Origin of the sequence: Trichocoleus sp. FACHB-40, from assembly GCF_014695915.1 — a bacterium.
Lineage (GTDB): Bacteria > Cyanobacteriota > Cyanobacteriia > Cyanobacteriales > FACHB-T130 > Funiculus > Funiculus sociatus.
On record NZ_JACJPF010000059.1, the window covers coordinates 18570 to 42202 of the forward strand.

The window sequence follows — 23633 nt, forward strand, 5'->3', positions numbered from 1 at the left end:
CATACCGTTTCAGCAATAAATTGTAAAAAATGGAATTAGTTAGAGTTAAAAGTCCAAAACTTGTGTAGGTTGGGCCCTTGGAACCTCACCCAACCTACAGATGGAACGGGAAAATTAGTATATCCTCGTTTTTAACCTAAAACTAGAAACGCTGCTTGGGAGCCTCTGCCTCCCCCATAGGGTAGGAATTCCAAAGGGTATATGTTAGCTAAGCGCCGCTTCGGTAACAAAAAAATATTCCCAGTCTCTGACTGGGAACCAGAAATAAACACAATGAATTAGTATCAGCTATTGTTCACAGGCTGCTGTTTCCCAGGAACTTTAGTGTAGTAACGGTGATAGTAATCATAGGAGCTAGTCGTATAGCCTTTAACTCCATTCGCTACCAAACCCAAAACAGGAGCATGAGAAGTTTTTAATCCATCTAAAACTTGCCTTAGCACCGCTCGGTCTGTGCGGCCCAATCCCACAACCAGGACAATACCATCTGTATGAGGAGATAAAAGTTTGGTGTCTGCAAGTCCTAAAAGTGGTGGTGTGTCGTAAATAACCAGGTCAAAAGCTTCTTCAAAACGCTGGATTAAATTCTGCATTTTTTTGGATGAAAGCAGCCTGGTGGGGTCTGGGGGAATTTGACCAGCAGTTAACACAAAGAGATTGTCTTCTAAGGGCGATCGCTGGATAATATCATCCACATTCATGTCTGTAGAAATGACATGGCTGAGTCCCCAGACATTAGGCAAATCCGTCAATTTATGAACTTGCGGTAGCCTGAGATCCGCATCCACCAGTAAAACCCGCTGACCCATAGCAGCTGCGGCTTGCGCCAGGTGCGTTGAAAGAGTTGATTTTCCTTCTGACGGAACCGAGGAACTAATAACTAGCGATCGCAGTGGCTTATCCGGACTGAGAAAATAAATATTCGCATGAAGAGAGCGAAACGCTTCCAAAAACGCAGAAGCATTGTAGTGTGCTTGTCCCTTCACGACTGACGACTGACCACTAACAACTGACTCCTGACTATTAGCGAGTTGTTTATTGAAAGGAATCAGCCCCAAAATCGGTAATCCAGTGCTATCTTTCAACTCATCGGGAGAGTGAAACACGTTGTCCAACTTTTCGATTAACAACGCCGCTCCCATTCCTGCTAGTAACCCCGCAACCGCACCTAGCAAAATACTGCGTGGCGCATTAGGTGAAATCGGCTCTTGAGGCTGTTTAGGTTCAGAAAGCTTTTGCCAAGGGAGATTTTTTCGCGCCGCCTCAATCTGTAGGGTTTCCCGGACACCGAGAAAGCGGTTCAAGCTTTCTGTTGCGACCTGTAGCTCTCGCTGTAAATCTGTGTAATAACGAGCAGTGACAGCTAGTTGTTTTAGCTGTTGACTCATCTGATTTTCGGCAAGAGCGATCGCTTGCTGACGCCTTTCCAACACTCGAATCTGATTAGCCGCCTCCACCATCTCCTTAGTTAGAGACAGGCGAATCGAATTTGGGGATGCACTCTCGGCATCTAAAACCACACCAGAAGAATTGCTTCCCAATACCCCTACCGCTTCTTGTCGTAACAAAGGCAGCAAATTTTCCCGTTGTTCTAGCAGTTTCTGAATGTTAGGGCTTTCTTGCGTGAACCGCGCTGACTCAGCAGCAATTTTACTTTCTACCTCAGAAAGTTGATTGAGTAACTGCTGATAGCGGGGTGCTTCCGAAAGCGCCGCCATCGCCAACGCCTGATTCGGTTCTAACCCTAATTGTTTTTGCAAAGTTGAGTAAAGCGATCGCGTTTCGCCGAGTCTGCTTTGGGTTTCCTGTCGCTGCTGCACAATGCCGCTAACGCGATTAGTTAGGAGTTGTCCCTGAGTTTCCGGATCGATGAGGTTGTATTTTTGGCGAAACTCCTGGAGTCTTTCCTGAAGTTTGTCTACTCGCTCATATTGTTTTTCTAACTGCTTTTCAACAAATTTAATACCTTGTTGCAGGCTATTTTGCTGCTGAGAGAGACTGTAGTCAACATATCCATCAGCAACTTTTTCTAGAATAAATTGAATTTTTTGAGGGTCTGAATCCTGGTAGCTAACTTCTAAAATTTTTGTTTCAGACAGCCGATTAATCGCCAGTTTTTGCACCAGCGTACTGTAATCAATCTCTGGATATCGCTCTTTAATTTTCTCAACGATTGGAGAAATTACTTGGGGACTCCATAAAACCTGAATTTGAGTAGCGTAATCTATGCTGGGAGTTTGAATGCTGGCATTTTTACCTAAGCTTTGGTTGAATTCATCAAACTTATCTTCACCAGTTACAGAGCCTACTAACAGCTGAAACCTGCCTTCGTACTTGGGAGCGCGGCTCAAAACCCAAGATACAGCTCCAGAAGTTACAGCGATCGCTACCCCCGTAATCACGATCGCCCGACGCCTGACAACAGCCAATAGCTGACGAAGATCCAGTTTATCTTCGTCAGCCTCGTTAAACCCAGTAGAACGGGGAAGGCCGCCGCCGTAGGGCGGTTTTATGGCGCTCCTGTGGTTCCCTGTACTTTGTGGCAGCAACGGCTGAAAATCTCCATCGGAACCCATAGCTTAACAATGCCGAGTAAAGAATTCAGGAGTCAGGAGTGCCTAATGCCAGCCCAATTCCCCAATTGTGGCTCCCTTGTGACTCCTGAATTCTAGATACAGCACTGTGCTAGCCTATCAGGATAAAATCCATGACTAGATTGCTGGGATTATATTTTTGGGATCAGCTGTAAAAAAGTGACGAAGTTACTCCCTTAGATGGGCGACACTGCTCACCCAGGAAGTCTCTAATCAGTCTTTACCAGATTCTTCTGGATGCGATCCGGATAATTATAGGCAAATCTGTAGTTTTTTTAGTCCCTACACGGTTGGTAAATTTAAAAAATCAGAAAATTCTTTGTTATCAGTGGGTTTCACCTGTTTATCCAGCTACCGAATTTATCGGTAAACTCTACACGGTAGTAACATCAATTACACATTATCCCTATCAAGTCAGCGAGGCTGCATGAGCAACGGGAAGATTCCAAAACAGCATATTAGTAGGGGCGGGTTCCCAGAAACCCAGTCTTTGAAGCCAGAAGCGCTAATTCCTTCTAACCTGCCCGTAAGACTGTCTATCATTACCCAATATTATCCGCCAGACTACGCAGCGACAGGGCAGCTGATTGAAGAACTAGCAGTTAACTTGGGTTCCTTAGGTTTGCCAGTGCAAATCTTTACCGGACAGCCGGGGTATGCCTTCCGAAAGCAAACGGCACCACCAATTGAGCGATCGGAGCGACTTTTAGTTAAGCGATCGCGCACTGCTCAGATATGGCCCCAGCGAATTCGCGGCAAAGCCGTCAATGGACTCTTATTCTGCTTGCGATCCGGACTCCACCTGATAAAAACTGGCAGTCGCGGCGATATTTTGCTCCTCACCACAGCCCCCCCCTTCTTGCCAATTCTCGGCTATTTAGCTAACTTATGCTTTGGTTTACCCTACGTTTGTCTCCTCTACGACTTATATCCCGATGTTGCTGTCGAACTCAATGTCGTTCCTGCCCAAAACCTATTAGTTCGATTTTGGAATTTTCTCAACTGTTGTGTTTGGAAAAATGCTAAAAGAATTATCGTCCTCAGCCCTTCAATGAAAGAGCGAGTAGTCGCCAAATGCCCAGAAGTTACTAATAAGATTTCCGTAATTCATAACTGGGCAGATCCAGGCTGGATTGTACCTATTGCCAAGCAAGATAATTGGTTCGCCCAAGAATTTAATCTAGTTGACACTTTCACCGTCCTCTACTCCGGTAACATGGGGCGCTGTCACGACATGGAGACAATTTTAGAAGCAGCTAGCCTGCTGGAAAATGAACCCATTCAGTTTGTTTTCATTGGCAACGGTGCCAAGCGCCAAACTTGCATCAATAAAATTAGCACTCTCGGCTTAAGCAATTGTCGCTTCTTGCCATACCAAAGCAAGCAGAATTTACCCTACTCCCTCACCGCTTGCGACTTATCCTTAGTTAGCATTAGCCCAGGCATGGAAGGATTAGTAGTACCCAGTAAGTTCTACGCTGCTTTAGCAGCTGGGCGTCCCATTGCTGTAATTAGCGAACAACACTCCTATCTCCGCCAGTTGATGACTGAAGCTAATTGTGGTGCTGCCTTCAACAATGGGGATGCTAGTGGTCTAGCTAAGTTTATTCGTTGTTTAGCAACTTCCCCGCAATTGCAGACTCGGATGGGACAGGCTGGGCGTCAATATCTGGAGTCAAACTTTACGCCTGAGATTATTGCCCAGCAATACTCAAAAATCTTGCAAGAGGCAGTCAAGGAACCAATGGAACCACTCAGTTCACCTAGTTTTAAATGGCTGCGCCGATACAATTCATCTCACTTTGTCAAGAACCAGTCAGGAGGGGTTGTAAAAGTTTCTAAGCATCATCAGGATTGAGTTTAGCCAATACCCAAGTAGTGTAAGTTCCTATCGGACTCCAGAGTAAATAGGGAATTAACAACACAGATGCAACAGCCGAGATTTGTAATACAGTCAGTGCCAAAATCAAACTTAATATGAAACCAATTCCGCCTACGATGGTGCCGACTTTGAGACTGCGGAGCCTTAACATCAGGGGGTTGTAGGCAACTGTAACTAATTCTAGTAACACGTAGAAGCCCATTAGCCACCAATTTTTGGTGCGTTCCCAGACAACATAAGCTGACCAAGCACCACAAATAAAAACTACTATCCAAATCAAAGGAATAGCCGCCTCAAAAGTTAACCATCTCGGTCTTTGCAGCCGTTTGAACCACTTAACATCATTGGGCGTAATTAAGTTGCTCAAGCCAGCAACTAAAAAAGTTACGCCTCCAATCACCATCCAAGATTTAATCATGCCCCTACCCTTCGCAACACCAAACCTGCTAGCCATCTGTAGCGATTTTGTCAAGTTGAGAAGCTAATTGTAATCACCCGCTAGTCAGAATCTAAGCTTGCTGATGACTGTTGTCGCAGCTACGCAAGGCCAATCTGCTGTTTTTGCTTCCTTTAGGGAGCATAGTTCCAACGCTACGGCTCTAGTGCATCCGCGCCGCTATGCTAAAGCGCTAGAACTACTTTTGACACAAGCCTTTGGGTGCTACAGTCAAAGTAGCTACAAAAAACACTATGACCGTCCAACTAGACCGAATTGAAATTCGCTTAGAGCGACTGGTAACAGTCATTGAGCAACAAGCTCAGACAGCTGAACGTCAAGCTCAGACAGCTGAACGTCAACAGCAGACCATTCAGCAGTTTGTCAATGTTTTGGCTGAACAAGCCAGAGCAATTACAGAACTTAGCCAAACTGCTAGGGAAGCTGTCTTGGCTTCACAGCGTGCGGCTCAAGCTGCTGAGGCGGCGGCGATTGTGGCTGAAAATAATCAAAATGCTATTCGTGATTTGATTGAAGAACTCGGACGAGGACGCGATTAGTGCGATCGCTTCTGTGATGTTGTGGTGGAGAGTGCGATCTCTTCTGTGATTTAGCAGCTCTGGCGAACGACTAATAATAAAATCGCAACTTCCGTTTAATCCCTTTTGTCCATCAACCGTAAAATCAATGCCTGAGAATAAACTTATTTGAGCATTCAAATGTTTCCTCACCGAAATTAAAATCGGTGCAATAATCATTTCCGAACGAGCTTTTTCCGTATTACTTGCAAGGGCTAAAGGTACATTTTCTCGGAGTGTTCCTGCTAAAAATGAGCGACATTCTAACTTAGGTACAGAGGAGAATATATCAATTTTGTCAGAAATGCTTAAGTCAAAGGTTTTCTTCACCCTATCTAAAGTAAAGTCACTGTATGCCATTTGACTGATTTGTTTCCCTAATTCCTATTTTATCTCTCACCCAAGCTCGAAATGATTTTAACAGTGCAATTTCACCGATACTTTTACTTTGCTCAATAAATCGGCTTATTTCAGTTACCGATACGATGGGAAAGGCAATACTAAATTCACACTCAATATATTTTCCTTCTGCTAGCTGATAGAATTTTAAATTTCGTCCGTCATATCTCCAGAGTTCAGTCACTCCCAGCGCTGAGTAAATCTCAAACTTGTTAACAGAACTGCTGGTAATATCGATTTCAATAGCTAAGTCAGGCGGCGGATCTGTTTCTAAATTGAGTTTTTGCTTACCTCTTACCGCTAGTTCGTTTTGGATATAGTAACAATTATCAGGTTCTATGCCTCGATTGGCTATTTGTCGCTTCAAAGTAGTAGAACCAGCACTCTTTATTTCAATGTCTAGTTCTAAAGCTAAGAAGATGATTAAATTACCAAAATTACTTTTGGGGTTTTCATGTTCAAAAAGCGGGGTCATAAGTTCTAGAGTGCTTCCGTCATAAGCAAACCGCCAGCCTCTATCTTCACCTGTTTCTATCAGCAAGGCTTCTAAAGTTTCCCAGCTGATGTTGGGTAGCACGGTTCTTTGTTCTGCTGGAATAGAGGTGGTAATCATACTTTGAATTACTCAATTTTCTAGCATTACACTTGAAGGGGCGGTTGAAACCGCAGCTACACAGACAAAACCTGCCTACGCAGGTTTCAAAAGTTTAAGGTTTTGTAAGTCCGCGCAGGCGGACTTAGTTTGTGTAGCCGCGAATTACATTCGCCAGGGCTTAAGGGTGGTTGAAACCGCAGCTACTTTGAGTTTTTGTAAGTCCGCCTGCACGGACTTAGTTTGTATAGCCGCGAATTACATTCGCCAGGGGTTATGTTGACTTAGCCGAAGATACTGCCAAAAAATTCGACAGCTTCTTTCAAAGATGCGATGAAAAGATCAATCTCTTCGCGGGTGTTGTAGAAATACAAACTCGCCCGTGCAGTAGATTGCACTTTCAGGTAACGGTGTAAGGGTTGGGTGCAGTGGTGTCCGGCGCGGATGGCGATGCCAGCTTGATCTAAAATAGTGGACAAGTCGTGAGGGTGGACATCTCCAGCCGTGAATGCAGCGAGTGCGGCTCTACCTTCTCCGGTGCTGGTGGGTTGTGGCCCATAAGTTTTGATTTCTGGGATTTGCTGCAAGTGTTGGAAGAGATAAGCTGTTAATTCAGCTTCGTAGGTATGGATGTTGTGCATACCAATGCCACTAAGATAATCTACTGCTGCACCGAGCGCGATCGCTTCCCCAATTGATGGCGTTCCCGCTTCAAACTTATGCGGTAAATCTGCATAAGTAGCATGGTCGAGAAATACATCCGCAATCATCTCCCCACCGCCTAAGAAGGGAGGCATGGAACGCAGTAAGTCTAACTTACCGTAGAGGAAGCCAATCCCAGTCGGGGCGCACATTTTGTGACCGGAGGCGACTAGCCAATCGCAGTCTACGGCTTGCACGTCTAACACCATGTGAGGTGCAGCTTGGCAAGCATCAATTAAGACTTTGGCACCGTATTTGTGAGCGATTTCGGTTATCGATTTAACTGGATTAATACATCCCAATGTGTTAGAGACATAAACAGTGCTAACCAGTTTGGTTTTGTCGGAAATTAATGATTTGAAGTGTTCTAAATCAAAAATTCCGTCTGAAGTTAGTTCTACAAACTTCAGCACCGCACCTGTTTTTTGCGCCACGAACTGCCAAGGAATTAAATTGCTATGGTGTTCCATTACGGAGAGGATAATTTCATCCCCTCTCTGCAAATTGTTCATTCCCCAACTGTAAGCGATTAAGTTAATCGCTTCGCTAGCGTTGCGGGTGTAGATAATTTCCTGACGCGAAGCAGCATTTACGAAAGCGGCAACTTTGTCTCTAGCACCTTCGTAGGCATCTGTGGCTTTGGCGCTAAGGGTGTGAACGCCCCGGTGTACGTTTGAATTATACTGCTCATAGTAATCCCGAATGGCGTTTAGCACCGCCAGAGGTTTTTGGGATGTGGCGGCGTTGTCTAGATAAACTAGGGGTTTGCCGTTGACTTCTTGGTGCAGAATTGGGAAATCTGCACGGACTTTATCGGCTAGTGTTCTGTCTTTGGTAAGAGTCATTGGTAATTAGTAATGGGTAATTGATAATTGGTAATTGATAATTGGTAATTGATAATTGGTAATTGGTAAAAGTTAGAAGTTATTTCTTCAACATCCCATTACCCATTACCTATTACCGATTCCACACTATTCGATTGTTCTACAAGCAACACATCGAGAGAGACTTGTTTGCAAAGAAGCGATGGGAATCTGGTTGATTATTTCAATAGCAAAAGCGTCAACTAACAAGTTGTTAGCACTCGCTTTGTCTAAACCGCGACTTTGCAGGTAAAAGACTTCATCATCATCTAACTGACTTACTGTTGCACCGTGAGTACATTTCACGTTATCGGCAATGATTTCCAGTTGGGGTTTAGTATCGACTCTCGCTTTAGGCGACAACAGCAAGTTCCGATTTAATTGTCCAGCATCCGTCAATTGTGCTGCTTTGGCAACAAAGACTTTCCCGTTAAATACGGAATGCGCCTTATCAGCCACAATACACTTTTGTAATTGACGAGTTGTGCTGTGGGGATGGTTGAGAATGATTGCGCTATGAGTATCGCCAATCTGTTCCCCAGAAATCATGGTTAAACCATTAAGGGTGGTTTCAGTTTGTTCGCCCAACTGATAAATTTCTAAGTTGTGGCGGGATATTTTGCCACCCAAACTCACTGCATTGCAAGTGTAGCGGCTGTTGCGGGATTGCGCGATCGCACTCTTGCCAATATGAAACGCTGCGCCACTATCTCGTTGAATCCGGTTGTGGCGAACTTCAGCATTTTCTTCTACCCAAATCTCTGTAACCGTATTGATTAAGTACGGATGAGTTTTATCTGCACACCAGTCGCCGACTGGCAGATAATCTTCTATCAGAGTTACTTGAGAGTTAGGTTCGGCGACGACCAAACACCGTGGCTGAGAGAGAGTAGGGCGATCGCTAAAAGTAGACAGAAACAGCAAATGAATCGGTGTTTCAAGTACCAGATTCTTCGCCACCCACACTACAGCAGCATCAGTTAAGCCTGCCGTATTCAGGGCGGTGAATACCTCATCAAAACCCTTTTGTTGGGCGAAATAATTGTCGATGCGAGTGCGATAAGTTATTGGAAGTTGGGCTAAATTTCCGGCAAATACCCCTTCTGGCAAATTGGCAACAGATGACAGTCCGGGTGCATAAACACCGTTAACGAAAACTAGACGACTTTCGGCTGCTTCTGCTAAAGTTAATCCTTCAATTGCTGACTGGGGTACATCCGCAGATTTCGCAGCTTGGAAAGACAACTTTAACAAAGGCGAGATATCAGTGACACGCCACTCTTCATCGCGGGTAGTGGGAAACTTGAGATGAGGTAGCCAGGAAGCAGCGCGATCGCGTAATTCTTGCAACCAGCCAACCATCTCTGGATCGAGTACCTGTAATTCTTGACTGCGAGACACGTTTAACAACTCAATCAGCTTGGCATCTCGATTAGTTGCAGCAGATTTTAACCCAACTTCTTCTGGATTGGGGATAGAAGTTACTTGAATTGTCATTTTGCACTCACCTCAGCTGCTTCTTCTTCCCTTACCCACTCATAACCGCGAGATTCCAATTCCAACGCCAATTCTTTACCACCACTGGTAATAATTCGTCCGGCTTCCATGACGTGAACGAAATCTGGCACGATGTAATTCAGTAGTCGCTGATAGTGAGTAATCACCAGCATCGCATTCTCTGCATTTGCCAACTGATTCACACCATCCGCCACAATCTTCAGCGCGTCAATATCTAACCCTGAATCCGTTTCATCCAAAATTGCTAACTTTGGTTCTAGCAGTGCCATTTGCAGAATCTCGTTCCGCTTCTTCTCACCACCAGAAAACCCTTCATTCACGCTGCGGCTAAGGAAAGCAGGATTCATCTTTACGACATCCAGCTTTTCATGCACCAATTCATCAAAGTCAAAAGCATCCAATTCCTCTAATCCCTCAGCCTTGCGACGGGAATTATAGGCAACTCTGAGGAAATCTACATTACTAACCCCAGGAATTTCCAAAGGATATTGAAAAGCCAAAAATATGCCAGCCCTAGCACGTTCTTCAGCTTCCATTTCCAGAAGATTTTGCCCCCGGAAAATCACCTCACCACCCGTCACCTCATACGCCGGATGTCCAGCCAAAACCTTAGAAAAGGTGCTTTTTCCAGAACCGTTTGGTCCCATAATGGCATGGATTTCTCCCGCCTTCACTTCCAGATTCAAACCCTTAAGAATCGGAGTTTCATCAACATTTGCCGTGAGATCCCGAACTGATAGGATCACCTCACTATTTTCAATAATCATCTTTCCTCTCTTCTTCCTTTGTGCCCTTAGCGTCTTCGCGGTTCTTATTCTATTTCAGCCTAAAAGTAGGCAATGCCCGCTTTACCTTTTTGAGTAAAGAAATTCAACCGTAGATAAACACAGATAAACCCGAATGATTTATCAGCGTTTGTCTGTGTTTATCTGTAGTTTCCTTTATCCCACACTGCCTTCTAACTTCATGCTCAACAACCTATCAGCTTCAACAGCAAATTCCATCGGCAGCTGATTAAACACATCCTTACAGAAGCCGCTAATCATCATTGAAATAGCATCTTCTGCGGAAATGCCCCGCTGCGAGAAAAAGAACAGCTGTTCTTCCCCAATTTTCGAGGTAGAAGCTTCATGCTCCACTTTTCCGGTGTTATTCTGCACCTGGATATAGGGGAAAGTATTCGCTTGGGCATTATCGCCAATCAGCATCGAGTCGCACTGAGAATAGTTTCTCGCGCCCTTTGCCTTGGGGCCAATTTTCACCAAACCGCGATAGCTATTTGACGACTTACCTGCCGAAATCCCCTTGGAAATAATCGTGCTGCGAGTGTTTTTGCCGATATGCACCATCTTGGTTCCGGTGTCGGCTTGCTGCATATGATTCGTCAGCGCAACGGAGTAAAATTCACCCACGGAATTATCGCCAACTAGCACGCAACTTGGATACTTCCAAGTAATCGCGGAACCCGTTTCTACCTGTGTCCAAGAAATCTTAGAATTGACTCCCTGACACAGCCCGCGCTTGGTGACAAAGTTGTAAATACCACCTTTGCCGTTTTCGTCGCCGGGGTACCAGTTTTGTACCGTGGAGTATTTAATTTCAGCATTGTCGAGGGCAACCAGTTCCACTACAGCCGCGTGCAGCTGGTTGGTGTCAAACATGGGTGCTGTGCAGCCTTCCAGATATGACACAGAGCTGCCTTCTTCGGCAATAATCAGCGTGCGCTCAAACTGCCCCGTATCTCCGCTGTTGATGCGGAAGTAGGTGGAGAGTTCCATCGGGCATTTGGTGCCTTTGGGGATGTAGACGAAGGAACCATCGCTGAATACGGCTGAGTTGAGGGCGGCGAAGTAATTATCTGCTACTGGCACAACGCTGCCGAGGTACTTCTGCACCAGTTCGGGGTGTTCCCGCAAAGCTTCGGAGATGGAACAGAAGATCACGCCGTCTTTGGCTAGCTTCTCTTTAAATGTTGTGGCAACTGAAACACTATCGAAGATGGCATCTACGGCAACGTTAGACAACCTCTTCTGCTCTGAAAGCGAAATCCCTAGCTTCTCGTAGGCTTCTAACAAAGTTGGATCGACTTCATCGAGGCTACCCAGCTTTTTGGGCTTTTGCTTCGGCGCGGAGTAGTAGATGATGTCTTGGTAGTCAATAGCCGGATACTTGACATGAGGCCAAGTTGGTTCTGTCATCTTCAGCCATTGCCGATAGGCTTTGAGGCGAAACTCTAGCATGAACTCCGGTTCTTCTTTCTTGGCGGAGATCAGGCGAACAACGTCCTCACTAAGTCCGCGAGGAATGCTATCTGTTTCAATGTCTGTGACAAAGCCGTATTTATAGGGCTGATTGACTAAGGTTTTAACGCTAGCAGTCATTGATTAAGTGTTCTCTCGTGTTGTGGACAAACTCTGGTGGCTGGCAGGCGGGGGGCATGGGCGTCCAGAGTAGATCGCCCAGTCAAACTGCATTTACAATAGTAAAACAACATCTGTGTTGCTTTATTTCTATTTTAGGGTACTTTAGCAACTAGGATGTTGTCAAAGTCCTAAGGAGATTTTCTGACAATGACGATGGCGATCGCTAAGCAGCCTTCCACTAAGCAGGACATCTTGCAACATTTACTCAAAATAGGTCAAGCCTCGGCGCAGGAGTTAGCGGATGCTTTGGAGATCAGCCCACAGGCGATCCGCCGCCATCTCAAGGATTTGGAGACGGAAGGGTTGATTATACATCAACAGGTGCAAGCGGGGATGGGACGACCACAGCACGTTTATCAGCTGAGTCAAGAGGGACGCGATCGCTTCCCCAGCCGTTACGGAGAGTTTGCGGTTGATTTTCTTGACACCTTGACAGAAACGCTGGGTTATGAGCAAGCTAGCTCTGTCTTGCGAAAGCACTGGGAACGCAAGGCGAAGGAATACCGAGAACGACTGAGTGAGGGAAATTTACGCGATCGCGTTGCCAAATTGGTCGAACTCCGCAAAGCTGAAGGTTACATGGCAGAGTGGTATCCCGTACAGGAAAGCGATTGTCAGTTTATCCTGACAGAACATAACTGCGCGATTTCCCATGTCGCCTCATCTTTCCCCAGCGTTTGCGGTCACGAGTTAGAAATGTTTGCCGCTGCCCTGCAAAATTGTAAAGTAGAACGAACGCACTGGATTGTTAATGGAGAACATCGGTGCGGTTATTTAATTAAGGAACAGTAACTAATAATACTTATGACTCAATCACAGCAACCATCAGAACAATTTTTGACATACGAAGAAGCGGTTAAGGTAGACGCAGCACTGCTTCAAACCCATGAAAAGTTTTTGACGAGATTAACAATTTCATCCTTAAGAGTGTTGAAGCACATCGCCGAGGAGTACGGCGTTGCTATTGAAGAATTAACACCTGAACAAATAATTTCCTGGTTTGAAAATGATGCAAAAATTAGGCAAGAACAAGGAAGCGAAGCAGCATTTTTGAAGTGGTAAAATCCTAAAAATGAGCAGACAATTTAACGTAAGTATTGAGCGTGATTTTGAGGGTTACTTTGTTGCTTCCGTGCCAAGTCTTCCTGGTTGCCATACGCAAGCAAAATCTTTAGATGAACTCATGGAGCGCATTCGAGAAGCCATCGAGATTTGTTTAGAAGTCGAAGAAGACACAGCAGAGCCGCTGGAATTCGTTGGCGTTCAAAGAGTTTTGGTTGAGGAAGGAGTTTAGGACGTTGTGGAGAGCGATCGCTCTCCACAAAACCAGCGCGATCGCCGCTACCGCTGAGCCTAGCGTGCTAAGTCAGTATAGCGATCCAGGTACCTGCATTTTCGGCGTACCAACGGGCTTGGGCTAATACCTCAGAGGCTTTCTCTTTCTGTCCTATTGCGGCATACTTGACGGCAACAGAAGCTAGACCCTCGGCTTTTTCAGTATCGCTATAGATTGTTTTGGCGACCCGAACAGCTTCATCTAATATTTTTGAGACTTTTTCCTTGTCCGCTTGTTCTGTAGACAGGTCAATGATTTTATCCAAAGCATTTCCTTTTAAATATGCACTGTCTATCTTTTTGGCAGACTTAAGGGCTTGGTCGTATTGCTTTGCTTCCGCATATTTGACAGCGTTCTGAGCAAACTTATCGTCACCAAGATAGTATTTTTCTGCGTTTGAATAGGAAAATCCAGGGGGGAAGGAGCTATCGATTTCTGTATATCGCCTATCGATATCGGACAGCACAGCAACTTTAGCAGATTGATTCTTTTCTGCTTGAGCGGCTGCACGGGCTTGAGCTAATACCTCTAAGGTTTTATCCTCTGGGACTATTAATCTCAGATCTAATTTCATGTATTTAACTGCAACCTCGCTCAAAGCCCTAGCTTTTCCTGCACCATCGGGCATAACTTTAGCAGCCTGAAGTGCTTGCTCGTATTGTTGGGCTTCTGCATAATCTTGATTAATTTTAGACAGGAAAACGGCTTTAGCAGATTCATCCAGAGCTACTTCGGTGCCTATACCGTATTGGAATGACCTATCTGTAGCTTTTTGAGTGACTTCACGGGCTTGGGCTAATATCTCTGAAGCTTTATTCTTTTGCCCTAGTAATAGGTAGATGACTGCAAGCTCTCTTAAATACCTAATTTTGACACTGTTATTATTTGGTATCAGTTTGGCAGCTTGAAGTGCTTGATCGTATTGTTGGGCTTGCACAGATTGTTTAACAATCTCAGACAACGCATTTTGTTTTGAAACCTCATTGTCTGTGCTTTTGGCTCTATCAAAAGCTTGGGCTAATATCTCTGAAGCTTTATCCTTTTGTCCCGCTTCCGCATACTTGGCTGCAACCTTAGCCATCGCTGCGGCTTGGTCGTTTAGGCGATGGTCTCGCACCAGAGGCAAAGGTACCAAAGAAGATACTATAGTTATTGCTATTACAATCGCTACTGGTGGGCTAATTAGATTTCTTAATTTGATTTTCATAGGCTGTTTGATCTATTTACTGTAGGGTATAACGTTTACTCAATCTTGACAGTTCTTTGTTTAATACCCCAGAAAGTCTTAAGCTCTACTATTCACTGGGTTGATGTGAGCAGTATTTATGGCGGCTGGGGAGGCGATCACTACTTTTTCAACAACGCGATCGCTTCTGAAATACTCCTGAAACTCCAAAACTAGGGTTAGATTTAACCACAGCAGGTGGGCTATAGTATGAAACACTCACAAGTGCGGGAATTCCAGAAGCAAGTGATTGTACCTCTACAAACCCAGCGCGATCGCATTCTCCCCAAATTTACCCAGATCAAAACCAGCCTAGAATGTGACTACTGCGCGATCGCAACACAAGGGGTGGAATATGAAGCAAATAGCAGTGAGTGAATTACAGGAGAAAGCAGCCAATTACCTGACGGGTAGCGAAGCTTTGGCAATAGAACATGATGGCGAAGTCGTAGGATACTATTACCCCAAGAAGCGGACAAAGCAGGAAGAACTCAACTGCAAACTAGATCGCTTGGGTGAGTTGGTTAATAAAGCCTTGGCTGAAACTGGCATGACTGAAGACGAATTTGCTGACTTTTTTGACCTAAGTAAGTTTAAGAACCGCATAAAGCAGGAAGAAGTCGAACGCGCTGTTAAGCAATTGCGTGAGACGGTAGATCGGGTACTGGCTCAAACTGGCATGACTGAGGACGAATTAGCTGATATTTTTGATACAAGTAAGCCGTTTCCCTATGATTCTGATAGTTGACGCTAAACTCTTTGAGGCTAGATAAGGGTGCGCGTAAAAACATCATTATCCCAAAGGTGGTTGTATCCTTAACTCAGATAATCGGAGAAAACTACCTTGAGTCTAAAGCTTTATTTCCTCCGCCACGGACAGACAGACCGCAGCCGAGACAATGTTTTCTGCGGTTCCATAGATCCAGATTTGACAGCAGATGGTGTAGAAATGGCAAAAGCTTTTGCTGCTGCTTATCGTTCCCTACCCTGGAGTGCTATTTTTTGTAGTCCGATGCGGCGTACCGTAGCAACTGCAAAACCGCTGTGTGAAGCTGTGGGGATGCAGATGGAATTGCGGGACGGTTTGAAAGAGATTAACTATGGCAAGTGGGAAGGAAAAACTGTAGAAACAGTTAACCGCGAGTATCACGATGATTATATTCGCTGGACTGCCGATCCGGCTTGGTATCCGCCGACTGAGGGAGAATTAGCGGTAGCGATCGCTCACCGTTCTTTACAAGTGATTGAAGAAATCAAGCAGCAGTTTAACAACGGCAATGTTTTGATTGTTGCACACAAAGCTACTATCCGGATTATGCTGTGTAGTTTGCTGGGAATTGATGTTGGACGCTTTCGCTTTCGCTTGGGATGTCCGGTGGGTTCGGTCAGTATAGTAGAGTTTGGCGCTCATGGGCCGTTACTTCATGCTTTAAGCGATCGCATTCATTTGGATGAGCGTTTGCGTACCTTACCAGGTACATGATTTGTTTGTAAATTACCTAGCAATGTTCGTAATCGCGGCTATACAAACAAAGTTTGCCTATGTGCTTACGCGCACCCTACGCCTCCGCAGATTTTAGCATTAAAACCTGCGGAGGCAGGTTTCGTCTGTGTAGCCGCGATTTCCCTTCGCCAAGGCATATTAGTGTAAGATATTTTCTCCATGAATCCGACAATTCTTACAATTCCAATTCAGCAACTTGCTTCAGGCGATCGCTTATCGATTCAAGTTTATAAGTTCATCGGTGCTAACCCTGGTAAAAAGGCATATTTACAAGCTAATCTGCACGGTGCAGAAATTGTTGGAAATGCCGTTATTCAGCAAATTATTGAATTTTTACTAACAATAGATGACACGCAGTTGCACGGTGAAATTTGGTTGGTTCCCGTCTGCAACCCAGTCAGCACCAATCAGCGGACTCATTATTTTTCCACTGGTCGGTACAATCCCAGTGATGGCAAAGATTGGAATCGCATCTTTTGGGACTTTGAAAAAGAATGTGATGATTTAGAAGAATTTGCGAAATCTCACATCCATCTTGAGATTGATGCTATACGGAAGGAATATTTTAAACGTATTAAAACAAGTTTTGACAAGCTTTTAGAAAAAATAAACTCTCCCAGTGGAGTACCATTTAATGAACGATACCGCTATCAACTACAATCTTTATGTATCGATGCAGATTATGTAATTGATATCCACAGTTCCTCTAATCAAGCTATAGATTATTTGTATGGCTTCTGGCGTAGAGAAGAAAGTGCTAAATATTTTATTCTAGATTATGGGATTTTACTAGACGAATATGATGGAGATGCTTTTGATGAAGCATTTATCAAGCCGTGGTTAGCGCTGGAAGATCAGCTGGAAAAGCTGGGAAACAAAATCAGATTTGATATAGACTCTTGGACACTGGAACTGGGTTCGGGAATGCAAATGAATCCAGAGTCGGTAACGAAAGGAGTTCGAGGAATCAAAAATTACTTGGCACAAAAAGGTATGTTAGCAATTTCCGACTTTCCGTTGTCTGAAACTGCATCTGAGAAAATAACTTTTGTGTCCAAAAGTAGGATTATCAAATACTATGCTCCAGTAGGGGGCATGATTCAAGCACGAGTTGCGCTGGGTACTTCAGTAAAGGCTGGAGACAAACTTTACCAGGTTATAAATTTTAACAAACAAAACGAGTTCCCGATAGTGATTGATATCTGTGCTGAAAAAGCTGGTTTAGTGTTTGATGTCTCGACAAATCATGCGGTTAACGAAGGAGAATATGTATTATCAGTGATGTAGGTGTTCTCAAGAAACGCACGCATCATGGAAGATGGCACGACGACAGAAACGACATTCGATACCAATCAGGGTGAAATTCTAGGCGAGGTTGCCGGATTTAGCATTCCCCAAGCACCAGACGGGTTTAAGTCAGGATTTATTGGCATTATCGGACGTCCCAACGTTGGTAAATCGACACTGATGAATCAGTTGGTGGGACAAAAAATTGCTATAACCTCGCCAGTGGCGCAGACGACGCGAAATCGACTGCGGGGAATTCTGACAACACCGGAAGCGCAGATAATCTTTGTAGATACGCCAGGGATTCACAAACCACATCACCAATTAGGGGAAGTGTTGGTGAAAAATGCCCAAATTGCGATAAATTCAGTTGATGTGGTGCTGTTTGTGGTGGATGGTTCGCAGGAAGCTGGAGGAGGCGATCGCTACATTGTCGATCTTCTAGAGCGAACCGAAACGCCGGTTATTCTGGGATTGAACAAAATTGACCAGCAACAGAGCGATTCTGAATGGTTGGATGATAGTTACACTAAACTGGCAGAACCTCACAACTGGGAGATTGTGAAATTTTCGGCGCTGACTGGCGACGGAATGGAGGGGTTGCAGCAAGTATTATGCGATCGCTTAGAAACTGGCCCTTATTACTATCCTCCAGATTTAGTCACCGATCAGCCAGAACGCTTCATCATGGGGGAACTAATCCGCGAACAAATTTTGCTCTTAACTCGCGAAGAAGTTCCCCACTCAGTAGCAGTCACAATTGACAGAGTAGAAGAAGAACCTACCATTACCCGCCTTCTCGCCACTATCTACGTTGAACGTCCCTCCCAAAAGGGGATTTTGATTGGCAAAGGGGGTACTATGCTCAAAGCCATTGGCAGCGACGCTCGTCAACAAATCCAAAAGTTAATTGCTGGTAAAGTTTATTTGGAGTTGTTTGTCAAAGTGCAGCCGAAATGGAGGCAATCTCGACTACATCTATTGGAGTTGGGGTACAGAGTAGAACAGGAATGAACCGCGAAGACGCTGCATAGTGCGAAGGAAGAAACAGAAGGGTTTTCTTCTTCTTGTTTCTTCCTTCCTGTCCTAAGCGCTAACGCGCCGGCTACGCCAACGCGCCTAAGCGCTAACGCGCAGGCTCCGCCAACACGGTTTATTAAATCTCCAAACGTTGATAAATCTCCTCTAAATGCTGCAAATGGTGCTGCGGAGCGAAACACGCCTCAACTTCTTCAGTCGAAAGATGCTGTGTAACGCGACTATCGTTAGCAATCAAATCGTGAAAATTACCTTCTGGTTTGTTCCAAGCTTGATGAGCGCAAGACTGCACAATTGCATAAGCGTCCTCGCGACTGACTCCTTTTTCTACCAGAGTTAGCATCACCCGTTGGCTGAAGACAACGCCGCCGTAAACATTCATATTTCGCTCCATGTTTTCGGGATAAACCAACAGGTTTTTCACCAAGTCGGTGATTTCCACTAACATGAAGTGAGTTATGGTGCAGGAATCTGGCAAAATCATCCGTTCCACGGAACTGTGAGAAATATCCCGTTCGTGCCAGAGTGCAACATTTTCCAAAGCGGCGACAGCATGACCCCGGACAACTCGCGCCATTCCGGTTAGGCGTTCTGAGCGAATTGGGTTGCGTTTGTGAGGCATTGCTGAGGAGCCTTTCTGTCCTTTGGAAAAGAATTCTTCAACTTCCAGAACGTCTGTGCGTTGCAGGTTGCGAATTTCGACAGCGAAGCGTTCAATTGTTGCAGCCACTAACGCTAAGGTTTGCACAAAGTCGGCATGGCGATCGCGTGAAATTACCTGAGTTGATGCGGTATCGGGTTCGAGTCCGAGTTTCTGACAAGCGATCGCTTCTACTCTCGGCTCAATATTGGCGTAGGTTCCCACCGCACCGGAAATCTTCCCAACTGCAACTTCTTTGCGAAGCCGGAGGATGCGATCGCGCGATCGCATGACTTCCGCTAACCATCCCGCCAGCTTAAAGCCAAACGTAATCGGTTCCGCATGAATGCCGTGAGAACGTCCAATCATCACCGTATTTTTATGCTGCTGCGCCTGCTGGCGAATTGCTGCAATCAAATCCTCGGTTCGTTGCAGCAGCACATCCAAACTCGCTACCATTTGCAGCGCCAATGCCGTATCCAGCACATCGGAACTGGTTAATCCCAGGTGAATGTAGCGTCCCGCATCCCCGACATATTCATTGACATTTGTCAAGAAGGCGATCATATCGTGGCGGACTTCAGCCTCAATTTCCAGTACCCGCTTCGGGTCAAAATCAGCCTTAGCCTTAATTTCCTCCACGGCCTGGGTTGGAATATAACCCAGTTCAGCTTGGGCTTCACAGACTGCAATTTCAACCTGGAGCCACGTCTTCAGTTTATAGGTATCAGTCCACAGATTGCCCATTTCAGGCAACGTATAACGCTCAATCACAGTCCGCCACAGAGTACAACCGTCTTATTTTACATTGGGTCACTGACATAGCGATCAGGTAAACGAATTGTACCAAAATCAACAGTTGCAATCCCCATCTGTTCTTATACTCATTGCTTCTGGTTTCATTCAGCTTCATAACAATTGGATATTGGAAGCTGGTGGTCAGCATCAGTATAAATAATCACATTAGACAAGATTCAGCCTTATATAGCGGTTCTCAATCTAACGAGGTACAAAGTGACAGGCTGAAATGCTTGCTGAATGGGAGTTTTGGCGTACTTCACGCGACCAAAAACGCTATAATTTTAATAAGATGAAGTGCTGTTGTCAAGAGGGGTGATGCCTTTGAATGTTATCTAAAAACTGGTGAGACTACATATATTTATTACAACTATGAATAATTTGCATGACCAATTACACGGATTATCAATTCGGATCAAAAATTCTCCAACAACTGAGCAAACGTGGCTGGACAAAAGAAGCGGTTATAGCAACGATTCAAAATCCATGCTATACTTATGCGACGCGAGATAAGCGATTCAATCCCGATGGGACAAAAAACAACGAGGCTGCAACTATCTATTATCGAAGCGATGATCATTATGTCATTTGTAATGATATGAGCGGCGATATCGTGCAGGTCAGCGATACCAATGACCCGGAATGGATAGATCCATTTACATCCCAGAAGGAGTAAATCATCAGGTAGAGGCAATGCCTGTTTAGTTTCCCTGATAATTTAACGGGGCACGCGAGATGTAACTGCCCCTCCCTAAAATCATTACCTCCGAGCAACGCAGATACATTTGGAAACAGGAAAAAGCCCTGAGATGATAGCAACACTTGAGAAACTAATAGATAAGTATCAACCCCTTGGTATTATTAAAGCTGAAGAGCTTCTGTTGCGTCCTGAACACGCGGTTCTTTTAGCTTACGAATTAGAACAGAGGGGAATTTTAATTCTTGGTGTTGATCTGTGGTACTACATCGGTGACAAGATTGCTGAAGACCCAGGCGCATTGGATCTCAGCGAAATAACAGATGTAAAAATCAGTGCAAGATTGGCAAGAGAATTTATTACCAATCGTTTGCCTTCAAGAATAGCCTTTGTATCGTTTGTCTTGGAAGAAGATAAAACCTTCCTCTAAAGCTTAGAACTATGCAACTTTAAGTAGAGATATACCCATATCTGCCACAAGCTTCATTCAACTTTCTCGCTGCTTATCAAATACACCTGTTCCCTGGCTAACTAAGCGGGATATTCTAGGCACTGCTTCTGGTTCAAAATAAGGATATAGCAGTCCTAAATGATTCGTGAATGCGAGATACCCGACTTTTTTAAGAAGTCGGGTATCTGACACAACTCTGCCGAGGATTGTTACACTCCTCCATAATTTTTTTCACCGTCTTGCCGTGTGCTAATAAATTCAAAATCTATGAGATAGTAATTCCCATCTCTCGAATGCAGGCTTTTTCAGCCATAATGGGCGGATAAAATGTAATCTGGTCTAATTTTAACAACTTATCTTTACTGCATTCTATCTATTGTACGGTATTGAATTGCTTCCGCAACGTGATGGGTTTTGAGGTCATCATCACCAGCTAAATCGGCAATTGTCCGCGATACTTTGAGAATGCGATCGCTTGCTCTTGCCGATAAACCTAATTTCCGAATTGCTGCTTCTAATAAGTTGCGAGAAGCATCATCTAATTTGCAAAATTCTCTAAGGTGATGACTTTGCATTTGAGCATTGCAACCCACTTTAGATGTATCCTCTTTAAATCGAGTATGAGCGCGATCACGTGCTACTTGCACTCTCGAACGCACTGGTGCAGAATCCTCCCCAGTCGGTTGTCGCGTAATTTCTTCCGGCTTCAAGCGATTAACTGCAACTTGTAAATCAATTCGATCCATTAAAGGGCCAGAAAGCTTCGCCCAGTATTGTTCTCGCTGTCGAGGCGAACAAGTGCAAGCTTGAATCGTATCGCCATAGTAGCCGCACGGACAAGGATTTGTACTGGCAACTAAGGTAAACTGAGCAGGAAACGTTACAGATTGTTTTGTACGGGAAATGGTGACAAAACCATCTTCTAAAGGCTGACGCAGGAATTCCAGCACATCTCGCTTAAATTCCGTTAATTCATCCAGAAAAAGTACGCCCCGGTGTGACAGAGAAATTTCCCCTGGACGTGGAAAACTGCCGCCGCCGACAAGGGAAGGGCCAGAAGCAGAATGGTGCGGACTGCGGTAAGGGCGATCGCTTACCAAAGATCCTCTATTCTTAAGTAAACCCGCAACAGAATGAATTTGAGTAACTTCTAGAGCCTCGTCAAAACTTAACGGCGGTAGAATTCCTGGCAAACGTCGCGCTAACATCGTCTTACCACTACCAGGCGGCCCCACAAATATTAAGTTATGTCCCCCAGCAGCCGCAATTTCTAAGGCACGACGGGCATGAACTTGTCCTTTCACATCCTTCAAGTCTGCACCGCCCAAAACCGTTTTTGCCAACTCCTTTCTACCATCCAACTGCATTGGCGTGTAACGCTGTGGAGAATTCAAAAAGTCAGCTACTTGCGATAAATTTTTGAAACCATATACCGCCAACCCTTGCACAACTGCTGCTTCCCGCGCATTGCCGTCTGGAACCACTAAACCAGCAATTCCCAACCTTTGAGCCGCCGCCGCAATTGGCAGCACGCCAGCCACGGGACGCAAAGAGCCATCCAGGGAAACTTCCCCCAGAAACAAATAATCTCCCAACATCTGAGCGCTCACCTGCTCAGATGCAGCCATAATCCCTACACTGATTGGTAAATCAAAACTGGGGCCTTCCTTTCGCAAATCTGCTGGTGTCAGGTTAATGACAATTTTCTTCATCGGGAAGGCATAACCAGCATTTTTCAGCGCCGCCTTCACCCGCTCTTTTGACTCTTGAACTGCGGTATCTGGCAATCCTACCAGCACAGTCCCCGGCATTCCTGTTGATACATCGACTTCCACGCCCACTTTTACAGCATCGATACCAACGATAGATGCACTCCAAACTCTGGCAAGCATTGCAATCTCCGCGAAACTCCGAATCTTTTATTAGAGTTCCCGCGATCGCTTCAAGTTTATCGTCGGGGCGTAAAATGTCTGCAAGCATAGCTAACTACACCAACATGACCCCATCCACAGACACAATCTTTAGCAAGATTATCCGTCGGGAAATTCCCGCCGACATCGTTTATGAGGACGACTTAGCCCTCGCCTTCAAAGACATTCAGCCCCAAGCACCCGTTCACATCCTCGTCATTCCCAAAAAACCCATACCCCAGCTTGCCGATGCCGAATCACAAGACCACGCCCTCATGGGTCATTTGTTATTGACTGTAAAGCGCGTTGCCGAACAAGCTGGACTCAGCAACGGCTATCGCGTCGTAATTAACAATGGCGACGATGGTGGGCAAACCGTACCCCACCTGCATTTACACATCCTGGGCAAACGCCAGATGAAATGGCCCCCAGGTTGAATCAGGAAGGGAAAAAAAATTTTTGTTGAAAAGCTTTACAAAACTAAATAGAAGGTTTAATCTAAATACAGGTAGAGGAAACACTACCTCTGAACCTTCAAAACTAAATCACGCAATCATAAACCAATGACCACAACCATTCAACGTCGCGAAAGCGCCAACGTATGGCAGCGGTTTTGTGAGTGGGTTACATCGACCGACAACCGCCTTTATGTAGGCTGGTTCGGCGTTCTGATGATCCCCACCCTGCTATCCGCAACCATCTGCTTCATCATCGCCTTCATCGCCGCTCCCCCAGTGGACATCGACGGTATCCGCGAACC

General features: G+C 45.1%; 24 protein-coding genes and 1 pseudogene. 14 read left to right on the forward strand and 11 right to left on the reverse strand.

What is annotated here, in order from left to right:
• Positions 1-284: 284 nt before the first annotated feature.
• Positions 285-2576 carry a polysaccharide biosynthesis tyrosine autokinase gene (locus tag H6F63_RS13535; protein WP_190638088.1) on the reverse strand — a complete coding sequence of 764 codons (2292 nt, stop codon included), beginning with the start codon at positions 2574-2576 and terminating at the stop codon, positions 285-287.
• Between the two features lie 445 nt (positions 2577-3021).
• Here H6F63_RS13535 and H6F63_RS13540 point away from each other — a divergent pair, with 445 nt between their 5' ends.
• Complete coding sequence (locus H6F63_RS13540) at positions 3022-4452, forward strand: glycosyltransferase family 4 protein (RefSeq protein ID WP_190638090.1); 1431 nt, start codon at positions 3022-3024, stop codon at positions 4450-4452.
• On the opposite strand, the gene H6F63_RS13545 is transcribed toward H6F63_RS13540, so the two are convergent.
• The gene (locus H6F63_RS13545; RefSeq protein WP_190638092.1) at positions 4433-4894 is read right to left on the reverse strand and encodes a TspO/MBR family protein; all 462 of its coding nucleotides are present in this window, start codon (positions 4892-4894) and stop codon (positions 4433-4435) included. The two genes, H6F63_RS13540 and H6F63_RS13545, sit on opposite strands and share 20 nt — an antisense overlap.
• A 272-nt stretch (positions 4895-5166) precedes the next feature.
• On the opposite strand from H6F63_RS13545, the gene H6F63_RS13550 reads away from it, so the two are divergent.
• Positions 5167-5472, forward strand: a complete 306-nt coding sequence (locus H6F63_RS13550; RefSeq protein ID WP_190638094.1) for a hypothetical protein — start codon at positions 5167-5169, stop codon at positions 5470-5472.
• A 364-nt stretch (positions 5473-5836) separates the two neighbouring features.
• Here the strand turns inward: H6F63_RS13550 and H6F63_RS13555 are convergent, their stop codons facing one another.
• The 5 genes from H6F63_RS13555 to sufB all read right to left on the reverse strand — a co-directional run bounded on the left by H6F63_RS13555 (position 5837) and on the right by sufB (position 11945).
• A complete protein-coding gene (locus H6F63_RS13555) occupies positions 5837-6502 on the reverse strand; it encodes a Uma2 family endonuclease (protein WP_190638096.1) in 666 nt (221 codons plus the stop codon).
• Between the two features lie 263 nt (positions 6503-6765).
• A complete protein-coding gene (locus H6F63_RS13560; protein ID WP_190638098.1) occupies positions 6766-8028 on the reverse strand; it encodes a SufS family cysteine desulfurase in 1263 nt (420 codons plus the stop codon).
• A gap of 126 nt (positions 8029-8154) precedes the next feature.
• A complete protein-coding gene (gene sufD / locus H6F63_RS13565) occupies positions 8155-9543 on the reverse strand; it encodes a Fe-S cluster assembly protein SufD (RefSeq protein ID WP_190638110.1) in 1389 nt (462 codons plus the stop codon).
• Positions 9540-10331, reverse strand: a complete 792-nt coding sequence (gene sufC / locus H6F63_RS13570; protein ID WP_190638112.1) for a Fe-S cluster assembly ATPase SufC — start codon at positions 10329-10331, stop codon at positions 9540-9542. The genes sufD and sufC overlap by 4 nt, the downstream gene beginning before the upstream one ends.
• 174 nt (positions 10332-10505) lie before the next feature.
• Positions 10506-11945, reverse strand: a complete 1440-nt coding sequence (gene sufB, locus H6F63_RS13575) for a Fe-S cluster assembly protein SufB (protein ID WP_190419368.1) — start codon at positions 11943-11945, stop codon at positions 10506-10508.
• 195 nt (positions 11946-12140) lie between these two features.
• Between sufB and sufR the strand changes: the two genes are divergently transcribed.
• From sufR to H6F63_RS13590, 3 genes are read left to right on the forward strand one after another with little or no spacing between them, the layout of a single operon-like run.
• A complete protein-coding gene (gene sufR, locus H6F63_RS13580) occupies positions 12141-12779 on the forward strand; it encodes an iron-sulfur cluster biosynthesis transcriptional regulator SufR (protein ID WP_190638129.1) in 639 nt (212 codons plus the stop codon).
• 12 nt (positions 12780-12791) lie between these two features.
• Complete coding sequence (locus H6F63_RS13585) at positions 12792-13049, forward strand: hypothetical protein (RefSeq protein ID WP_190638113.1); 258 nt, start codon at positions 12792-12794, stop codon at positions 13047-13049.
• 10 nt (positions 13050-13059) lie between these two features.
• Positions 13060-13281, forward strand: coding sequence for a type II toxin-antitoxin system HicB family antitoxin (locus tag H6F63_RS13590; protein ID WP_190638115.1), 222 nt, complete (start codon positions 13060-13062; stop codon positions 13279-13281).
• Between the two features lie 67 nt (positions 13282-13348).
• Here H6F63_RS13590 and H6F63_RS13595 read toward each other — a convergent pair whose 3' ends face one another.
• The gene (locus tag H6F63_RS13595; protein WP_190638117.1) at positions 13349-14530 is read right to left on the reverse strand and encodes a hypothetical protein; all 1182 of its coding nucleotides are present in this window, start codon (positions 14528-14530) and stop codon (positions 13349-13351) included.
• 78 nt (positions 14531-14608) lie between these two features.
• On the reverse strand, positions 14609-14767 hold the full coding sequence (locus H6F63_RS13600; protein ID WP_190638118.1) for a hypothetical protein: 159 nt from the start codon (positions 14765-14767) through the stop codon (positions 14609-14611).
• Here H6F63_RS13600 and H6F63_RS13605 point away from each other — a divergent pair.
• From H6F63_RS13605 to era, 5 genes are all read left to right on the forward strand, one after another.
• Positions 14759-14926: a hypothetical protein gene (locus tag H6F63_RS13605; protein WP_190638120.1), complete on the forward strand. Its 168-nt coding sequence runs from the start codon at positions 14759-14761 to the stop codon at positions 14924-14926. The genes H6F63_RS13600 and H6F63_RS13605 overlap by 9 nt on opposite strands.
• Positions 14904-15296 carry a hypothetical protein gene (locus H6F63_RS13610; RefSeq protein ID WP_190638121.1) on the forward strand — a complete coding sequence of 131 codons (393 nt, stop codon included), beginning with the start codon at positions 14904-14906 and terminating at the stop codon, positions 15294-15296. Before H6F63_RS13605 ends, H6F63_RS13610 begins: the two co-directional genes overlap by 23 nt.
• 96 nt (positions 15297-15392) lie before the next feature.
• The gene (locus tag H6F63_RS13615; protein ID WP_190638123.1) at positions 15393-16031 is read left to right on the forward strand and encodes a histidine phosphatase family protein; all 639 of its coding nucleotides are present in this window, start codon (positions 15393-15395) and stop codon (positions 16029-16031) included.
• Positions 16032-16211: 180 nt separating this feature from the next.
• Complete coding sequence (locus H6F63_RS13620) at positions 16212-17339, forward strand: succinylglutamate desuccinylase/aspartoacylase family protein (RefSeq protein WP_190638125.1); 1128 nt, start codon at positions 16212-16214, stop codon at positions 17337-17339.
• Positions 17340-17363: 24 nt separating this feature from the next.
• Positions 17364-18353 (forward strand): GTPase Era, encoded by a 990-nt coding sequence (gene era / locus H6F63_RS13625; RefSeq protein WP_190638131.1) that lies wholly within the window; start codon positions 17364-17366, stop codon positions 18351-18353.
• A gap of 142 nt (positions 18354-18495) precedes the next feature.
• Here the strand turns inward: era and purB are convergent, their stop codons facing one another.
• Positions 18496-19791 (reverse strand): adenylosuccinate lyase, encoded by a 1296-nt coding sequence (purB, locus tag H6F63_RS13630; RefSeq protein WP_190638126.1) that lies wholly within the window; start codon positions 19789-19791, stop codon positions 18496-18498.
• 409 nt (positions 19792-20200) lie between these two features.
• Between purB and H6F63_RS13635 the strand changes: the two genes are divergently transcribed.
• Together H6F63_RS13635 and H6F63_RS13640 are read left to right on the forward strand one after the other, a co-directional pair.
• Positions 20201-20491: a colicin E5-related ribonuclease gene (locus tag H6F63_RS13635; protein WP_190638128.1), complete on the forward strand. Its 291-nt coding sequence runs from the start codon at positions 20201-20203 to the stop codon at positions 20489-20491.
• 109 nt (positions 20492-20600) lie between these two features.
• Entirely contained in the window at positions 20601-20942 is a 342-nt protein-coding gene (locus H6F63_RS13640) for a hypothetical protein (RefSeq protein ID WP_190638133.1), read from the forward strand.
• Positions 20943-21322: 380 nt separating this feature from the next.
• Here H6F63_RS13640 and H6F63_RS13645 read toward each other — a convergent pair whose 3' ends face one another.
• The gene (locus H6F63_RS13645) at positions 21323-22855 is read right to left on the reverse strand and encodes a YifB family Mg chelatase-like AAA ATPase (RefSeq protein ID WP_190419383.1); all 1533 of its coding nucleotides are present in this window, start codon (positions 22853-22855) and stop codon (positions 21323-21325) included.
• Positions 22856-22959: 104 nt separating this feature from the next.
• On the opposite strand from H6F63_RS13645, the gene H6F63_RS13650 reads away from it, so the two are divergent.
• Both H6F63_RS13650 and H6F63_RS13655 read left to right on the forward strand, forming a co-directional pair.
• The gene (locus H6F63_RS13650; protein ID WP_190440056.1) at positions 22960-23310 is read left to right on the forward strand and encodes a histidine triad nucleotide-binding protein; all 351 of its coding nucleotides are present in this window, start codon (positions 22960-22962) and stop codon (positions 23308-23310) included.
• 126 nt (positions 23311-23436) lie between these two features.
• Positions 23437-23633 (forward strand): annotated as a pseudogene (locus H6F63_RS13655) (photosystem II q(b) protein); the annotation flags it as partial.

Excerpts from the sequence above, each read along its gene's own strand:
- H6F63_RS13535 (WP_190638088.1), bottom strand. The coding sequence starts at position 2,576 with ATGGGTTCCGATGGAGATTTTCAGCCGTTGCTGCCACAAAGTACAGGG.
- H6F63_RS13540 (WP_190638090.1), top strand. The coding sequence starts at position 3,022 with ATGAGCAACGGGAAGATTCCAAAACAGCATATTAGTAGGGGCGGGTTC.
- H6F63_RS13545 (WP_190638092.1), bottom strand. The coding sequence starts at position 4,894 with ATGATTAAATCTTGGATGGTGATTGGAGGCGTAACTTTTTTAGTTGCT.
- H6F63_RS13550 (WP_190638094.1), top strand. The coding sequence starts at position 5,167 with ATGACCGTCCAACTAGACCGAATTGAAATTCGCTTAGAGCGACTGGTA.
- H6F63_RS13555 (WP_190638096.1), bottom strand. The coding sequence starts at position 6,502 with ATGATTACCACCTCTATTCCAGCAGAACAAAGAACCGTGCTACCCAAC.
- H6F63_RS13560 (WP_190638098.1), bottom strand. The coding sequence starts at position 8,028 with ATGACTCTTACCAAAGACAGAACACTAGCCGATAAAGTCCGTGCAGAT.
- sufD (WP_190638110.1), bottom strand. The coding sequence starts at position 9,543 with ATGACAATTCAAGTAACTTCTATCCCCAATCCAGAAGAAGTTGGGTTA.
- sufC (WP_190638112.1), bottom strand. The coding sequence starts at position 10,331 with ATGATTATTGAAAATAGTGAGGTGATCCTATCAGTTCGGGATCTCACG.
- sufB (WP_190419368.1), bottom strand. The coding sequence starts at position 11,945 with ATGACTGCTAGCGTTAAAACCTTAGTCAATCAGCCCTATAAATACGGC.
- sufR (WP_190638129.1), top strand. The coding sequence starts at position 12,141 with ATGGCGATCGCTAAGCAGCCTTCCACTAAGCAGGACATCTTGCAACAT.
- H6F63_RS13585 (WP_190638113.1), top strand. The coding sequence starts at position 12,792 with ATGACTCAATCACAGCAACCATCAGAACAATTTTTGACATACGAAGAA.
- H6F63_RS13590 (WP_190638115.1), top strand. The coding sequence starts at position 13,060 with ATGAGCAGACAATTTAACGTAAGTATTGAGCGTGATTTTGAGGGTTAC.
- H6F63_RS13595 (WP_190638117.1), bottom strand. The coding sequence starts at position 14,530 with ATGAAAATCAAATTAAGAAATCTAATTAGCCCACCAGTAGCGATTGTA.
- H6F63_RS13605 (WP_190638120.1), top strand. The coding sequence starts at position 14,759 with ATGAAACACTCACAAGTGCGGGAATTCCAGAAGCAAGTGATTGTACCT.
- H6F63_RS13610 (WP_190638121.1), top strand. The coding sequence starts at position 14,904 with ATGAAGCAAATAGCAGTGAGTGAATTACAGGAGAAAGCAGCCAATTAC.
- H6F63_RS13620 (WP_190638125.1), top strand. The coding sequence starts at position 16,212 with ATGAATCCGACAATTCTTACAATTCCAATTCAGCAACTTGCTTCAGGC.
- era (WP_190638131.1), top strand. The coding sequence starts at position 17,364 with ATGGAAGATGGCACGACGACAGAAACGACATTCGATACCAATCAGGGT.
- H6F63_RS13635 (WP_190638128.1), top strand. The coding sequence starts at position 20,201 with ATGACCAATTACACGGATTATCAATTCGGATCAAAAATTCTCCAACAA.
- H6F63_RS13645 (WP_190419383.1), bottom strand. The coding sequence starts at position 22,855 with ATGCTTGCCAGAGTTTGGAGTGCATCTATCGTTGGTATCGATGCTGTA.
- H6F63_RS13650 (WP_190440056.1), top strand. The coding sequence starts at position 22,960 with ATGACCCCATCCACAGACACAATCTTTAGCAAGATTATCCGTCGGGAA.